A 13,750-nucleotide genomic window follows, 5' to 3' on the forward strand; every position below is an offset into this window, starting at 1 on the left:
CTCTCCCGCTTCACTTCCAACGTTCTAACGACTCATCCCGACGCTGTCTGCGGATTCAATAGAGCCCTTCTTGACGGATTCAGACACCTGTTTTGGAGAGCCAATCGGCGATGTCATGGCAGAGGTCATAGACTGTGAACATCTGAACGGAAATGGGAGGCACGTTGATAACGATCTCTCTGCGGACACTCAGAGGATACCCGAGACCAATATCGAGAGGGACAAGGAGATTATCCCTAATAGCTTGATTCTGGTGCACTGCGATCTCATCATTGGGACGAAGATGGAAGACTATCTCAATGGGACAACAATTCCTAAAGCGTCCCGGGTTGTAGCCATTATAGACGATTCAGACCACCCGAATCCAGGTCTAAAGTTGAACCAGATCCAGCGCCCGATTGAGAGGGCGTCATCGAAGCAGGACATTATGGACGAAGCCAAGGACTACTTCCGGACCATCTGCCCAGAGTGTAGTGGTCGAGCCGCTCGCACATGGGTTCTCAGCTGGTGCCAAGGCGCGTACCATAGGGTGGAAAATTAACATGGCTCGCCACGAGAAAGCCTTGCTCAGAGTGTCTCAGTGGTTGGATCTCTCGCGTTCGGGGCGTCAGGAGTTCATCGATACGGCTCAAAGGGTCTCCTCTAGTCAGGAAACGACATACACCCGTTATGACGAGCAGTATTTACAGCATCTACAACAGGATGTCTTCACCCACGATGAGGTGCTCAGGTACTTGGAAGAGGCCGGCATCGGGGAAGACATCGTTCAGGATTTCAGTTCTGGAGAGATCCCTTTCGACGAGGTCTACCAGAGCTGGAATGAGATCCGGTACTCGGTTAACGAAATTCTTGATCTCACAATGCTGCTTAAACTAGTTCACTCCTGCTCGGAAAACCCAGAAACACTTTCTCAGGGGATTGACAGCCGGTACAAGTTCCAGAAACTAGTGTATCTGGTCAACCAGGAACTCGCAGACCAAAACCAGCTGGATCGTGACACCGCCCCATACGACCACGGCAAGTTGGAGAGAACCGGATTTCGCTACACATACCGGATGCGGAGCTCTGGGCCTTTCGCCAAGGCACTGGAAGAGGATAAGCGGCGGCTCTACGCCTCCAACCTAATTGATGAAGAGGTGATGGCGAAGGTAGAGACACCCGAGATAAACGAGGAAAAATGCCGGTACCGGATCACGCTGGGACGGTCGGGTGAAGTGGTGATGGACCGTTTCGCTTCCCAACTTGAAGCGATGGAGACAGAGGTCTTGTCGGACTGGGAGGAGGCAATCGACCACGTCGTCCTTCAGTTCGGTCACATGACCGTGGAAGAACTCCACGAATATATCATGGACTTAGACCCGGTCAAGAAAGCAGAAGACCGGGACCTGCTGCTAAGAGGTAGACGTGTAAAGTATGATTCTGAGCCTTGGATCACGATTTCTGCTGGAGGAGAGATAGGCCATGTCTGAACCCAGAATTAAGGAAGAAGTCCGCCAGTCAATACAGGAAAACGAAGGAATAGACGACGAATACATAGACGAGTTCACCGATCTATTGGACGCCAAGTACGGGGACCTCGAGTTTGACGACGAACTGGTCTCCCTGACCCGGATGAATATTGAGGGGTTCAAAGTCATTGATGAGTTGGACGTTTCCATTCCTGACCGGGCTACCATCATTCACGGACGAAACTCGAAAGGGAAGAGCAGCTTCATTGAGGCCACCCGGTTCAACCTTTTCGGCAGAGACAATGACGATCCATTGATCACGAAACCGATTAACCGGAACTACAAGAAGCTGAAAACCGACGGGTACTGGCGGAAGGGGCGCCGCAACTACATAGTCCACCGGGAGATGGAGCGGAAACAGAGCTATGAAGGCCACAATAAGCCCAATGTCATCGAAAATCCGGAGGACAGTGAACACAGCGAGGCGGAGCAACGCACCCAGTCAGAAGTCGACGACCTAATCGGCATCACACCGCTGTATGAGCAGGGTTTCGGCCGGTTCAACATATTCTCCTTGTTCAGCATTATCTCCGGTGACCTCCGCAGCTTCTATGGTTGGGACGAGGCCACGGATCTGATCGATCTGCTGTTCGGTATCAAGCTCACCAAGGTGGATAGAGCGATACGCAGTGAGCTTGAGGAGTGCAAATTGGAGGACGAGGAACAGGAAGCGAAGACTCGGTTGCTGGAGTACAAGCAGCGGGCTAAACGGATCAATGATGAAATCCAGGAACTGCGGCAGGAGCAGGAACAGGTAGAAGACCAGCTTTCTGAGAAGGTAGAAAGACGGGAGGAACTTGACCGGCTTCTTGATAAGAGCGAGGCAGACTCGGCTCTCTCCGAGAAAATCGATTTGAAGGATGAGATATCGGATATTCAGTCTCGTCTCCAGGAGAAGGAGGACGAGTTCCGAAGTGTGAAACAGGAGATATCTAAGTTGAAGGATGAGACCGCAACCGACGAAATTGCCCCTGCTTTACAGGAAATTCAGCAGCTGATCTCGCTGCCGAACCGGTGTCCGGTCTGCACCCGCGATGTTGACCCGGAGCAGCAGCAACGTTTCAACGACCACGGCGACTGCCCGCTCTGCGGAAAGGATGTTCCAGACGACCGTTACGAAACGGTGTCCGAGGTTGACGAGGAAGGCGAAGTAATTGAGCGAGAGAAGAGGCAGGAAGAGCTGGAGGAATTGGAGAGCCGGCAAAGGACACTGGAGGGAGAGATCGAGTTCTTGGAAGAGGAACTGGAGGAAAAGAAGGACCAACTTGAAACCATGAAAATGCGGGAAGAGCAATCCGGATTTGCAGAGTACAAGCGTGAAAAAGAGAAGATAGAGCAGGAAATCGAAGATTTGCGGGACAAGAATACTTCCCTCGAGCTCAGTATCGACGCGAAGAAAGGCACGTTACATGGTGTTGCCCGGCAGGTGTGGGAGTGGAGCCAGATTGACGAGGAAAGACAGAAGAAGGAGCAACGGATGGATGCGTTGGAGTCCTACCAAAGCATTATATCTGAGGAGCAGAAGGAAGCCCGTCGACGGTTGAAGAACAGGCTGGAAGAACGGATGGAATCTCTCTTGGAAATCTTCACACGCGGTACCTTTGCCAATGCCACCGGTGTCCGCTTCGACAGAGGTGATTCGTACAGCTACACGATCCACCGGACAGACAACACGCAGAAATCGCCAGGACTGTTGGGGCAGACTGATGCAGAGCTCCTTCTGCATATGCTGCTTTTCCACACTACGGTTTTGGCAGAGTTGGAGGAGGAGCGCGAGACGGTTCCGCTCAAATTGCTGCTGATTGACTCGCCCTACGGGAATGGTCCAGACGATGAGAACGCAGCGGACGTTACAGACTTCTTGTTGGAACTTCCTGAAATTCTAGAAAGCTACCAGCTGATCGTGGCGATGGCGGATTCAAACCTGACCGGCCGGGATAAGCTGGCGGAATCCTACGCTTGGGAGCCGGTTGAGCAACATATCTGAAAATTTGATTCCCGTATAGGCCCACAAAGGGGAAGCAGCCTCGGCGCACATACCCCTCATTACGTTTTCGAGGACTAGGACGTCGTAATTCAATCCCGCCAAATCCTTCAGTAAGTTCGGCAATCCCACGTAGAGTTTATTTCCCCTCAATGGGCGAGGGGCTCGCTGTACTGGGCGAATTCCCGAAACCACGGTAAGAACGATGACAACGAGAGACATCTACGCGACTGGATTCGACGAAGACGTCCGAACGGAATCGAGTGCGAACCAGTGTCCCGAGTGCCACGGACACGTCACTACGAACGTCAAGGAAACGGTCTGTGAGGACTGTGGACTCGTTATTGAGGAACAGCGTATCGATCACGGGCCGGAGTGGCGGGCGTACGACGACGAGGAGTGCGAACGAACGGGTGCTCCACTCACTGCGGCCCGCCACGATCGCGGCCTGTCGACGGAGATCGGTCGCGGCACTGACGCGAAGGGGAACGAACTCTCGGGGCAGAAGCGACGGCAACTCGCGTGGATGCGCCGTGAGTAGACCCGGGGTCGCTGGCGGTCGAAAGCGGAACGGAACCTCGCCCACGGGCTGGGCGAAGTGCGTCGGTTGGCAAGTGCCCTCGAGTTCTCCGATTCGGTCCGCGACCAGGCGTGTCAGCTCTTGGAGCGCCCAGAACGAGGATCGGCTTCGTGGCAGATCCATCGAGGCCATCGCCGCAGCCAGCGTGTACGGGGCCTGCCGGTGCAACGGCCTGACGCGGTTAGTGGATGACGTCAGCGAGATGGCCCGCGTGGAGGAGTCGCGAGTCGCGAACGCGTACAAAACGCTGAACGAGGAGCTGGGCCTCCCCGCTGAGCCCGTCTCCCCCAGCATGTTCGTGCCGCGCCTCGCCTCGGACCTCGAGTGTCCGGACGAGATCCGACAGCGGGCCCGAGCCCTCGCGGAACAGGCCGAGGAGCGCGGCGTCACGACGGGCGTCCATCCGGCCGGGTTCGCCGCGGCCTGCCTCTACAAAGCGGGGCAGGAACGGGGGCAGTGGGTGACGCAAAGCGACGTCGCGGAGACAGGGAACGTCACGCCAACGACTGTCCGGACGCATCACGAAACACTCGATGACCTCGCTGTCTAGACTGGCCAGGTAGGAAGCGAGGGCGTGCCGTTCTCCGAGCGAATCGCCTCTACCGCCGCCGGAAGTTGCTGTAGTCGGTCATCGAGGACGGCGAGTGGATGCGCATCGAGAAACGTCGCGCTATGCCGGTCGACGGGCGTGTCTTCGTGATTGAGTTGGATGTGACAGGGCCCAAGGTCCGGATGGTCGGCGTCTTGGTGGAAGCCGAGCATCAGATTTCGGTCCGGTTCGACCCAGTTGATGCGGTAGTATTCGTGGTCGACGTCAGCTGGGTACCAGAAACGAATCTCCAGTCGTGCGGTCGCCGCATCGTAGGAGTCACTCAGGAACGTCGTCGGATCGACATCCGCGATAACGTACCGGGGACGGCGTCGAGACGGCCGATAGCGGACCTCTTCACACCCTGGCTGGTTCGTCAATCGGTCGTGAACGTCGCGGAGGAGGGTCCGCTGTGTATAGCGGTCGCGACCGGCGAGAAAGATCATTCTGTGAGAGAAGGAAATTAGCTCGTGGCGCGGTCAGCCACGTCGCTCATCTGTTCGCGGGCGGCTTCGACGTCAGAGTAGAGTTCCAGTGCGTGCTTGATGAGGCGGCGATCCTCCTCGTTCTCACGCCAGAACGCAATGACGTCGCGGCGCTCGCGGAGGTCAGCACTTGCGAGGTCGCCGTCGGCGAGCGACTGTTCGAGCTCCTCCCACGTCTCGACGTCGTAGGTCGCCTGCCACTCCTCAATCTCCTCAGTGATCGCGGCCAATTCACTTCGCAGCTCCTCGCGGGTGTTTTGTTGGATGAGCGTGCGGATCTCCTCGAAGAGCCGGCGCGTGTAGTCCGGCTGGTAGCGCGTCGTCTTACCGGCCTCGACGCGACGCAGCTGCCCCTGATCAACGAGATCCTGAAGTTCCTCGTTGGTCGTGCTCCAGGCGGCGTCGGCCTGCTCGCTGATCCAGTTGACCGACCGCGGTTCGCGGAGCGTCTCGGCGACCGCTCGAATACGGTCGCGCGCGCTCATCGACTCACTCCACGACTCCACTCCATCTCGCGAGGATTCGGACATGCTTGGCACCTCTTGCAACAGTGTTGGTGCTGGACTCCCATATATGTTTGTACTCTCTTGTATAATCAAGAGTGGGTTACGAACGGCCGAGTCAGCGTCGACGACGGTTCTCGGCATCGTCCACCTGGTCGTCGAGTCGACCACGTTCTACGGCGCCGTCGCGAAGGGCGGCGCGGCGGCGACCCTCCTCACCACCAACGAGGCGGAGCCGGCCGCCGACGACTACACGCTCATCTACGACCTTGACGAGGCGCCGGCGCGCCAGCTGGCCGAACAATGGCCCTCACTTCCCGACGCGGTACAGGTGTCGTCAGCAGAGGGAGAGCGGCTTCTCAGTGCCGCCCGTGACCGGACTGGGTGGCACGGGCAGGAAGGGCGGAGCGTCAGAAGCAGGCCCCGACGCGGCTCTACGCCCAGCGTGGGGACGGCATCCGCGACGCGTCGCGTCTCGACGCAGTCCTCGACGACGCCGACGACGCGGTGTGGCTGGTTCCAGCGATAGCGCTGACCGAATCCGCCGGCGAAGCTGGGGCTGATCGGCAGGAGTCGTCGGTACCGACGACGCAGGAACTCGACTGTCAAAACTGTGGACAGGCGACCGACCATCGGTTCAAGACTTACGAGTCGGTCCCGGACGAGACGTGGACAGGGCAACCGATCTGGGAGTGCCGGGTGTGTGGCTCGGCTCGCTACGGCCCCAATCTCGAATAAGGCCAGTGCTGGGCATCGATTAACCAACAGCCTGCGAGTACCGTCGAGGTTCGTTGGTTAAGGCAGCGAGCTCCTGCAAGCCCGACGCCAGTCTCGATGGGGTGTCTTTCCGCGCCGGCGAGTGGTGAGGCGCTTCCGATGGAGCAAGAGTTCAAACAGGGCTACCGGATGCATCGTATACTCAGCAATCTCAACCGACTCGACGTCGACCGATTGGACGACGCGGATCGAGAGCGAGTCGAGACCGCGAGAGACCTCCTGGAAGAGGTGAGCCTTCTCACGCGGCCGAGCGACGGAGCCGGGGGGGACGCCCACGCAGATTCCTAACTGGAGTCCCCGGCCACGACCAGGGAGGCAACTCTCGCGTCGGTTTATCGCCCCCGACAGGGGTGCGGGGGCGACCCCGTGAAGTCCAGACATGGCGACACTGCAAGCTGCGACGACGTCGACCGGCGCGATCGTATCGGATCGACAGGCAGTCCGCGAGCTCTGTGAGAGCTACTGCTTCGGGACGCTCGACTGGGAGGTGACCGAAGACGGAGAGCTCACCATCTGGGGGTACGACGACTTCGAGGTGTACGAGGCGCGGGAGAACGGCCTCCCGGACTACGAGGGCGGCATCGTGACCCACGAATTCCTGCGAGAACTCGCCGATCACCTCGAAGCCGACGAAGAGTTCGATATCCAGACGGCGGGGTTCACCAAGTGCCGATTCCCAGTCCTGGCGAAGCGGTACGTCGTCCGCGACGGTGAGGTGCTGTACGCGGACCTCAGTTCCCCCGACCTGATCGACGAGTAGCGTTGTTCGTCCCCTGGGAGGGGTGCGGGGCGATCCAGTCGTGGGTCGTCCTACGAGGTGATTGTTCAATGGGCCACCGCGCACTCGTTGCGTACGAACGAACTGACGGACAGTACACGCTCCACTACTCTCATTGGGGTGCAGCGAATCTCAAGCTCAAGCACCGGATTTCGGCTGAGTCGCCGTTCGGTGGCGAAGACACCGACTCCAAGTGGGCGAAACAGCTGCTGGCGGAACTGGCCGATGGCCTCGAGGCAGATGCCGTCGACGGCTACCTCGCCGGCGAGGATCGACCGTCGACGGTCGTCGAGCCGAAACCCCGCGCCACCGGGCTCACCCTCGACGAGATCGTCGCTGACCACCTCGACTACCTCCACCACGAGGCGTTCTTCGTGGTGTCGACGACGTTCGAGGTGACCGCCTATCGGACGCTGTGGTTCGGCCTGCAGTACGATTCGGAGACAGTCGAACAGGGAGAGACGGTCGGGAACGGTGCGCTCGCGACGGTGCGTTGGTACGACGGCGAGCCGGTCGGCGACGGCACCCTCCAGGGACAGTTCGCGGCCCTCAAAGACGTCGTTGGCGACATGCTCGACAAGGGCGTCTTCACACCGTCGACGGCGAGACAGTACCTGAAACGGAAGCTGGCCGCGCGAGTCGGAGACCGACAGGAGCTGCTCATTCCGACCGGAGAGTCACCCTTCGAGACAGCGAGTCTCGGCAAGCCGTAACACCAATCCCTTAGTGGATATCGGGGGACGTCTAAGTATGTCAAATCAGTCTGAAGATGACGTTCGTGTTTGGCTTGTCGAACGGACGTACTCCGATGACGAGCAGAACCTGATCATCCTCACCTACGCAACACCCGATGGAGAACAGTACTATCGGAAGGAACGCGCACTCACGTCCTTCACCGACGTCCGAGATACGACAGCAGCAGTGGATGCTGAACCCGGCAATCTTGGCATGGTCGATGACCCCGACCTCCAGGAGCAATACGCGGCCGAAGCACAGCGAATGCAGGAAGTTCACGATCCTGACGACGTAATCTGAGGTCTACTGGTCGACAACGCTGCAGGCCATGGGTTATGTCGTAGCAGGCCTTAGACGGGGTATGCGCGAACTCGTCTTCGCTCTCGAATACGAGCCCGGCTGCAACAGGGTGGCGGACGCCCTCGCCGACCACCCCGACGCTCGCGTTCGCTCGCTCTCGCTGCACGCCACTGCCGAGCGTCTCTGGCGAGTCGACCATGCCACCGGTACGCCTGAGGCGCTCAACGCCATCGAGGACGCCTTTCTCAACGGCGACTACTACGCTGACTGTCTCGCCACCGAGGACTGCAACGCCACACAGACCACCCGCGTCCTCGACCGCACGGACGACGCGCTCATCCTCTACTCAGATTGGGAGCGCACTCCGACCTGCGCCTCAGTCCCCCACATCGCTCGCGACCACCTCGGCGACGGCGTCTTGTTCGAGACCCGTCACGAGGGCCGCCACTACACGTGGCGACTCATCCACTCCGGCGATGGCGACGTGGCGGCGTTCTTCGACGCTCTCAAAGTCGCCGTCGGGGAGTGCGCCCAGATGGAGATGCTCCGCACAGCGGACACAACATCAGCTAGGGGAAGCGACGGAACACCGAGTGGATTGCCTCCAGCCCAAGAGGCTGCTCTCCAGGCCGCCGTCGAACACGGCTACTACGAATCACCCCGCGAGGTCGATGTCGGCGAGCTCGCCGAGCATCTCGACGTGCCACGGTCAACACTCACCTACCGACTCCGTCGGGCGGAAGAACATTTGGCGAAGCAACATGTCGCCGGAGAGCGGGTAGCGGAAGAACGGCTGGCATCCCACTGAGGGCCGTAGTTGGAATATTCCAACAAAGACATATCGAACTCCCGCTCCTACCGTGACGTGATGACAGAGAATCCGGACGCAGCAGGAGGAACGAGCGGCGGCGGACAGCGACGTGAGCTGACCGCCCGCCTCGCCGTTCCCGAGATGGACTGTCCCTCTTGCGCCCAAAAGGTGGACAAGAGCCTCCAGCGTGTCGACGGCATTACTGACGCCACGCTCCAGCCGACCACCGGCACGGCCAACGTCACGTACGACCCTAATCGGACTAGCGAAGCCGACGTAATCAAGGCGATTGAAGGCGCCGGCTACGAGGTCGTCGGGGGCTCGGACGCTGAGGGCGATGATGAGGACAACCAAGCGACCGACGGCGCCGACATCGCGCCACCATCGGAGGTCTGGACGAGTCCTCGCGCGAAGAAGACGTGGCTCGGCGCGGCGTTCGTCACGCTCGGCCTCCTCTTCGAATTCCTCCTCACCGGACAGAACGTCACGGTGGCGAGCGTCCTCGAGTACCCGCTCCACATCGCAGATGTCCTGTTCCTCGGCGCCGTCGCCGCCAGCGGCATCCCCGTCGTCCGTAGCGGGTACTACTCCGCGAAGAACCGAAGCCTCGACATCGACCTGCTGATGGGGACGGCGATCATCGCGGCGACCGGTATCGGCTACTTCGTCGAGGCCGCCACGCTGGCCGTCCTATTCAGCATCGCCGAGCTGCTCGAGGACTACGCGATGGACAGGGCACGGGACTCCCTGCGCGAGCTGATGGAACTCTCGCCCGACGAGGCGACCGCCCTTCGCGATGGTGAGGAAGTGACCGTTCCCGCCGAGGAGGTCGACGTTGGCGAGACCGTCGTCGTCCGCCCCGGCGACAAGATTCCGCTCGACGGAACGGTCATCGACGGCGAGAGTGCAGTCGACCAGTCGCCGATCACGGGCGAGAGCGTCCCCGTCGACAAGACTGCCGGCGACGAGGTCTACGCCGGCGCGATCAACGAAGAGGGGTACCTCGAGGTAGAGGTCACCTCGACCGCTGGCGATTCGACGCTCTCGCGCATCATCGAGATGGTACAGGGCGCACAGGCGAAGAAGACCGAGTCTGAGCAGTTCGTCGACCGCTTCTCCGGCTACTACACACCCCTCGTCGTCGTGCTGGCAATCCTGACCGCCGCTATCCCGCCGCTGGTTATCGCCGACCCCATCTCGGTGGACGTGGCCGGGTACGGGTTCACTTTCGCCGGCGACTGGCAGACCTGGTTCATCCGCGGGCTCACCCTGCTGGTAATCGCCTGCCCCTGTGCGTTCGTCATCTCCACACCCGTCTCGGTGGTGTCGGGCATCACCAGCGCCGCGAAGAACGGCGTCCTGATCAAGGGCGGCAACTACCTCGAAGCGATGGGCGAAGTCGATGCCGTCGCGCTCGACAAGACGGGGACGCTCACGAAGGGCGAACTCGCCGTCACCGATGTCGTCCCGGTCGGCGACACCACTGAGGATGATCTGCTCCGTCGCGCCGCCGGGCTGGAGCGGCGCAGTGAGCACCCCATCGCTGCGGCGATTCTCGCCCGTGCTGAGGAGGCGGGCGTGGGCGACCTGCCCGACCCGAGTGGCTTCGAGAGCCTCACCGGAAAGGGCATCCGCGGGGAGATCGACGGCGAGACGTACTATGCGGGCAAGCCCGCGCTCTTCGAGGAGCTGGGCTTCGACCTCGCTCGGGCACGCCGCGAGACGGACGGCGGCGTCGCGGCGGAAGAGGCGGCCGAGTACGACGACGGGGCATTCGCCGAGGACGCGCTCACCTCACTGGAGCGGGAGGGCAAGACGGTCGTTATCGTCGGGACGGAGTCGGAACTGCTGGGTGCAATCGCCATCGCCGACGAGGTGCGCCCGGCCTCGAAGCGGGCTGTCGAACGCCTGCACGAGCTGGGCGTCGAGCGCGTGGTGATGCTGACCGGCGACAACGAGGGCACCGCCCGCGCCATCGCCGAGCAGGTCGGTGTCGATGAGTATCGAGCCGAACTCCTGCCCGACGAGAAGGTCGACGCAGTCGAGGAGTTACAGGCGGAGTACGGGGAGGTCGCGATGGTCGGTGACGGCATCAATGACGCCCCCGCGCTCGCCACTGCGGAGGTCGGCATCGCGATGGGCGCGGCGGGCACCGACACCGCCCTCGAAACGGCTGATATTGCGTTGATGGGCGACGACATCGGGAAACTCCCGTACCTGTACGATCTGTCGCATACGGCCAACGGTGTGATCCGGCAGAACATCTGGGCCAGCCTCGGCGTGAAGCTCCTACTCGCGCTAGGCGTGCCGCTGGGCCTGGTCAGCGTTGCGCTGGCAGTCGTTGTCGGAGATATGGGGATGAGCCTCGGCGTCACCGGGAACGCGATGCGGTTGTCACGAATCGAGCCCGATCGAATTATCGACGCCTGATTCTGCGGCGGGAAGTGCGGGCAGGACGCTCTTTTTTCGGGACTTACCTCCGCTACATCGAGACAAGTTGTGGTTTGTCTGGGGCAGAAAGGACTGAGCCCCACCGTGGGCTCGTGATTTGATGCCCGAGAATCCAGACGACGATCCATTCCACGATTGCGAGTTAGGTCCTGACGCAGTCCTCGGGACGCGCACCTTCCACGATGTCCTGTTCACCGACGACACGGAGACGCCGATGAACGTGCTAACCGGTGAGACGCCCGCCCATTCGCAGGCGACCGTCAAGGAGGCAAAGGAGTTCGCTGCGAGTATTGACACCGACACGCCACAGATCGCACTTCTGGCGTCAGTCGAAACGCAAATCGAGACGCAGAGTAAGCCCTACACGTCGGCTGCGTTCTTCCACTTCAAGGCGACAGGCTCGCTCGAACGCCACCGCGCCTACCACGCCGCCTACGAGGCGGACGCGTTCGCGGTCGACTTCGAGGCCGACTACGCGTCGGGCGATCTAACCATCACAGTCGACCGAGCGAACGAGTCCTAAAAATCGACCGCTAGATCAGGTTTTTCGAGCGCCGGCGATGGGTGCCGGCGCAGCTGGAGCGAGCGAGCAATCACTCCCGGTGCGTCGGCGTTTCGAGGTGTTCGAGATGCACATGGTAATTTACGCTCTGGTAGAAGAATCGACCCACGACGACGCACTGGCCACCGGAAAGACGGTGTTCGACCGCTTGGTCGGCGCGGACCCACACGCCAGCGCCGTCTTCGATTACTATGTGACCTTCGACGAGGAGGACACGTCCGTTGCGGGGAAGGCACGATGGGGGGAGTTGCCGACGGCAGCCCCCGTCGACTCCGATGACGGCCAGGACCTGCTCGAGCGTGGCTGGGAGGCGACGAAGGAGGAATTCGAGCGTAATCTCGACCGGGTGAAGGAGGCCATCGACGAGCTCTCCGACGAGGAGATCATGCGCGACGAGGACCTCGCCCGACACGCCTTCCACCAGGTCGGTGCGTACGACGGCCCGACGATCTTCCTGTACACCGAACACGGAACCGGCATTCGTCACCGTGGACAGCTGGATCGACTCCTCGAGGAGAGTGAGGAGCTCTGGATCGTACCCGCTGACGTCCACTTCTGAATAATGCCCAGGATCACCAACTGGCGACGCGAGAGCCGCTCGCCGACGCTTGCGTATCGGAACACCGAGACCGGGGCGCGAGCCGTCCTGCATCGAGCCCCGGACTCCTACCGGTACAAATGGCGTGGAGCAATCCTCATCGACGGCTACCCGGTCTGGTCGCGGGGATACGAGACGAAGGATGCGACATCGTTCCGTGACGAGCTCCGGGAGCGGCCCGCACCGGACCTTAACTGCCCGGAGTGTCCGAACGACGACGTTCGCGTCGGCGAGAAGGCGGCAGACGGGGCGAAAGTCCAGCGGTGGTATGACTGCCCCGATTGTGGGTACGAAGCCCCCTCACGCATCGTCTACGGCGCCGAACGGTGAGTGAGTGAGCGGTGGGCGCTGTTTTTCGGCCGGGCACGAGGTGGTGGCCCGGTACGACCGGGTGAGTCAACAAATGAGTCTCGAAGTACTTGACCGTCACAGCGAGGCACTGTTCGAGTTCCTCTGGTGTCCCGTCTGCGGGCAGGAGGTCTTCACTCACATCCCGTTCGAGGGGGTGTTCTGCAAGAACTGCAACACCCAGGTCGAACTCCAGGAATCCCGAGAGACGCGCGGCTACGAGGAGGCCGTGCTCGCCTGCTTCGATTCAACCACGACCTGGAACCTCCACGTCGACGAGAAGCTGCGGCGCGACCTGCCTGATGGGTCGGCCCGCGTGAAAATCTTCGGCGCACCGGGCGCCTACAAGGTCGACTGGTGGAGTCCAGAGCCGGGGGAGGACTGGGAACCTGTCGAGCGCCGCGAGTTCGACGACCTCGAGGAACCATCAGAGGTGTCGCATCTGGCGTAGAGCACACGTTAGGGCGGTGAATTTACGCCCGACACACGTCGCAGGACCCGCATCCACGAGGGGTTCGCTCGTCGAAGTAGAGACGGCGCCATCGAGCAAACTGATCCGCATACGTGTCCTTGCTGTACGGGAATTGGTACAGATTGACCCCGTCCGGCAGGTCTGTGATTTCGGGCGCATCTACGCCGGGGAATCCGTTACGAAACACGAGATCTTCTGTTTTGGACGGCTCTATTGAATCCGCAGACAGCGTCGGGATGAGTCGTTAGAACGTTGGAAGTGAAGCGGGA

At 60.7% G+C, this 13,750-nt stretch carries 15 protein-coding genes and 2 pseudogenes; 15 read left to right on the forward strand and 2 right to left on the reverse strand.

The window, feature by feature from the left end; all coding sequences use genetic code 11:
• The first annotated feature begins 115 nt into the window (after nt 1-115).
• The 4 genes and pseudogenes from ABDZ36_RS14150 (at nt 116) to ABDZ36_RS14165 (ending at nt 4,622) form a co-directional block, all read left to right on the forward strand.
• Nucleotides 116-541, forward strand: a complete 426-nt coding sequence (locus ABDZ36_RS14150; RefSeq protein WP_211313576.1) for a hypothetical protein — start codon at nt 116-118, stop codon at nt 539-541.
• Between the two features lies 1 nt (nt 542).
• A complete protein-coding gene (locus tag ABDZ36_RS14155) occupies nt 543-1,469 on the forward strand; it encodes a hypothetical protein (protein ID WP_211313575.1) in 927 nt (308 codons plus the stop codon).
• Nucleotides 1,462-3,495: an AAA family ATPase gene (locus ABDZ36_RS14160; protein WP_211313574.1), complete on the forward strand. Its 2,034-nt coding sequence runs from the start codon at nt 1,462-1,464 to the stop codon at nt 3,493-3,495. Before ABDZ36_RS14155 ends, ABDZ36_RS14160 begins: the two co-directional genes overlap by 8 nt.
• Before the next feature lie 202 nt (nt 3,496-3,697).
• Nucleotides 3,698-4,622, forward strand: a pseudogene (locus ABDZ36_RS14165) (transcription initiation factor IIB).
• On the opposite strand, the gene ABDZ36_RS14170 reads toward ABDZ36_RS14165, so the two are convergent.
• The gene (locus tag ABDZ36_RS14170) at nt 4,619-5,107 is read right to left on the reverse strand and encodes a hypothetical protein (protein WP_211313573.1); all 489 of its coding nucleotides are present in this window, start codon (nt 5,105-5,107) and stop codon (nt 4,619-4,621) included. The pseudogene ABDZ36_RS14165 and the gene ABDZ36_RS14170 sit on opposite strands and share 4 nt — an antisense overlap.
• Before the next feature lie 17 nt (nt 5,108-5,124).
• Nucleotides 5,125-5,676: a DUF7342 family protein gene (locus ABDZ36_RS14175; protein WP_211313572.1), complete on the reverse strand. Its 552-nt coding sequence runs from the start codon at nt 5,674-5,676 to the stop codon at nt 5,125-5,127.
• 82 nt (nt 5,677-5,758) lie between these two features.
• Between ABDZ36_RS14175 and ABDZ36_RS14180 the strand changes: the two are divergent.
• The 11 genes and pseudogenes from ABDZ36_RS14180 to ABDZ36_RS14230 form a co-directional block, all read left to right on the forward strand.
• Nucleotides 5,759-6,387 (forward strand): annotated as a pseudogene (locus ABDZ36_RS14180) (biosurfactant protein 1); the annotation flags it as partial.
• 138 nt (nt 6,388-6,525) lie between these two features.
• The gene (locus ABDZ36_RS14185) at nt 6,526-6,714 is read left to right on the forward strand and encodes a DUF8012 family protein (protein WP_211313578.1); all 189 of its coding nucleotides are present in this window, start codon (nt 6,526-6,528) and stop codon (nt 6,712-6,714) included.
• 91 nt (nt 6,715-6,805) lie between these two features.
• Complete coding sequence (locus ABDZ36_RS14190) at nt 6,806-7,186, forward strand: hypothetical protein (protein WP_211313571.1); 381 nt, start codon at nt 6,806-6,808, stop codon at nt 7,184-7,186.
• Between the two features lie 68 nt (nt 7,187-7,254).
• A complete protein-coding gene (locus tag ABDZ36_RS14195) occupies nt 7,255-7,917 on the forward strand; it encodes a DUF6735 family protein (RefSeq protein ID WP_211313570.1) in 663 nt (220 codons plus the stop codon).
• Between the two features lie 37 nt (nt 7,918-7,954).
• Nucleotides 7,955-8,239, forward strand: coding sequence for a DUF7967 family protein (locus ABDZ36_RS14200; protein WP_006183450.1), 285 nt, complete (start codon nt 7,955-7,957; stop codon nt 8,237-8,239).
• A 61-nt stretch (nt 8,240-8,300) separates the two neighbouring features.
• Complete coding sequence (locus ABDZ36_RS14205) at nt 8,301-9,047, forward strand: helix-turn-helix domain-containing protein (protein WP_050051691.1); 747 nt, start codon at nt 8,301-8,303, stop codon at nt 9,045-9,047.
• A gap of 60 nt (nt 9,048-9,107) precedes the next feature.
• On the forward strand, nt 9,108-11,480 hold the full coding sequence (locus tag ABDZ36_RS14210) for a heavy metal translocating P-type ATPase (RefSeq protein WP_211313569.1): 2,373 nt from the start codon (nt 9,108-9,110) through the stop codon (nt 11,478-11,480).
• A 121-nt stretch (nt 11,481-11,601) separates the two neighbouring features.
• Nucleotides 11,602-12,024, forward strand: coding sequence for a DUF8025 family protein (locus ABDZ36_RS14215; RefSeq protein WP_211313568.1), 423 nt, complete (start codon nt 11,602-11,604; stop codon nt 12,022-12,024).
• Nucleotides 12,025-12,130: 106 nt separating this feature from the next.
• Complete coding sequence (locus ABDZ36_RS14220) at nt 12,131-12,622, forward strand: DUF7995 family protein (protein WP_211313577.1); 492 nt, start codon at nt 12,131-12,133, stop codon at nt 12,620-12,622.
• Between the two features lie 3 nt (nt 12,623-12,625).
• Nucleotides 12,626-12,991 carry a DUF7568 family protein gene (locus ABDZ36_RS14225; RefSeq protein WP_211313567.1) on the forward strand — a complete coding sequence of 122 codons (366 nt, stop codon included), beginning with the start codon at nt 12,626-12,628 and terminating at the stop codon, nt 12,989-12,991.
• A gap of 73 nt (nt 12,992-13,064) precedes the next feature.
• Nucleotides 13,065-13,460 (forward strand): DUF7567 family protein, encoded by a 396-nt coding sequence (locus tag ABDZ36_RS14230; RefSeq protein WP_211313566.1) that lies wholly within the window; start codon nt 13,065-13,067, stop codon nt 13,458-13,460.
• Nucleotides 13,461-13,750: the final 290 nt, after the last annotated feature.

Origin of the sequence: Halarchaeum salinum (genome assembly GCF_039520965.1) — an archaeon.
Taxonomy (GTDB): domain Archaea; phylum Halobacteriota; class Halobacteria; order Halobacteriales; family Halobacteriaceae; genus Halarchaeum; species Halarchaeum salinum.

Coding starts and splice junctions, on each gene's coding strand:
- ABDZ36_RS14185 (WP_211313578.1), top strand. CDS start 6,526: ATGGAGCAAGAGTTCAAACAGGGCTACCGGATGCATCGTATACTCAGC.
- ABDZ36_RS14195 (WP_211313570.1), top strand. CDS start 7,255: ATGGGCCACCGCGCACTCGTTGCGTACGAACGAACTGACGGACAGTAC.
- ABDZ36_RS14155 (WP_211313575.1), top strand. CDS start 543: ATGGCTCGCCACGAGAAAGCCTTGCTCAGAGTGTCTCAGTGGTTGGAT.
- ABDZ36_RS14190 (WP_211313571.1), top strand. CDS start 6,806: ATGGCGACACTGCAAGCTGCGACGACGTCGACCGGCGCGATCGTATCG.
- ABDZ36_RS14160 (WP_211313574.1), top strand. CDS start 1,462: ATGTCTGAACCCAGAATTAAGGAAGAAGTCCGCCAGTCAATACAGGAA.
- ABDZ36_RS14170 (WP_211313573.1), bottom strand. CDS start 5,107: ATGATCTTTCTCGCCGGTCGCGACCGCTATACACAGCGGACCCTCCTC.
- ABDZ36_RS14220 (WP_211313577.1), top strand. CDS start 12,131: ATGCACATGGTAATTTACGCTCTGGTAGAAGAATCGACCCACGACGAC.
- ABDZ36_RS14150 (WP_211313576.1), top strand. CDS start 116: ATGGCAGAGGTCATAGACTGTGAACATCTGAACGGAAATGGGAGGCAC.
- ABDZ36_RS14175 (WP_211313572.1), bottom strand. CDS start 5,676: ATGTCCGAATCCTCGCGAGATGGAGTGGAGTCGTGGAGTGAGTCGATG.
- ABDZ36_RS14205 (WP_050051691.1), top strand. CDS start 8,301: ATGCGCGAACTCGTCTTCGCTCTCGAATACGAGCCCGGCTGCAACAGG.
- ABDZ36_RS14230 (WP_211313566.1), top strand. CDS start 13,065: ATGAGTCTCGAAGTACTTGACCGTCACAGCGAGGCACTGTTCGAGTTC.
- ABDZ36_RS14215 (WP_211313568.1), top strand. CDS start 11,602: ATGCCCGAGAATCCAGACGACGATCCATTCCACGATTGCGAGTTAGGT.
- ABDZ36_RS14200 (WP_006183450.1), top strand. CDS start 7,955: ATGTCAAATCAGTCTGAAGATGACGTTCGTGTTTGGCTTGTCGAACGG.
- ABDZ36_RS14225 (WP_211313567.1), top strand. CDS start 12,626: ATGCCCAGGATCACCAACTGGCGACGCGAGAGCCGCTCGCCGACGCTT.
- ABDZ36_RS14210 (WP_211313569.1), top strand. CDS start 9,108: ATGACAGAGAATCCGGACGCAGCAGGAGGAACGAGCGGCGGCGGACAG.